This window comes from Massilia sp. TWR1-2-2, assembly GCF_049897565.1.
Taxonomy (GTDB): Bacteria; Pseudomonadota; Gammaproteobacteria; order Burkholderiales; family Burkholderiaceae_D; genus JAFCUW01.
The window spans coordinates 1-569 of the sequence record NZ_JAFCWM010000113.1 but is presented as its reverse complement, the minus strand read 5'-3'; the positions used below and the strand labels follow the sequence as shown (position 1 = coordinate 569).

The 569-nt window shown below is 61.3% G+C and carries 1 pseudogene; it reads right to left on the bottom strand.

The window, feature by feature from the left end:
- Window positions 1–368, bottom strand: a pseudogene (locus ACP7DD_RS26625) (IS66 family transposase); the annotation flags it as partial.
- Window positions 369–569 lie beyond the last annotated feature (201 nt).

Sequence of the window (569 nt, the reverse complement as noted above, 5' to 3'; positions counted from 1 at the left end):
GCGCCCTGGCAGCAGGCGCAAGTGCGTTGGTCTTCCGGAATGTCATGGACGACGCGCTTGCGCGGCAAATCGGCCGGCAAAGGTTTGCGCCCGCGCTTGCCTGGCACTGCTGGCGCGGCATCAGGCAGGCCGGTGTCGGGCAAGGGCAAGGCCTCTTGCTGCGGCTCCGGCCCCATCTGCTCGGCTTCGTTAAACACCCGCTCGCTGCGCTTCTCGCTACTGGGAGCGTAGCGCTTGAGCTGCGCCAGCCTGAACTGCTCCTCCAGTTGACGCACGCGCGCCGACAGCTGCGCATTGCGCGCTTCGAGATCGCGGATGTAGGCTTGGATCTCAGGTGGCAAGTCGGGGAAAGTGTCTGCTTCGTTCATGCATGCAACGATACCGGCTGTGACGACGAAATGGGTTTACGTAAAATTGTAACAATGCCAAAAAAATGTAGGCTGCCGCCACAGTTGGCATTGCCTCTACCCGATGTGCTGGTACTGGCGCACCGGGTGACGACGTACCGCTTCGAGGTCGATACCTTCTAGCAGCCAGTGCAATTGCTCGGAGCTCAGTTCGAGCACCGC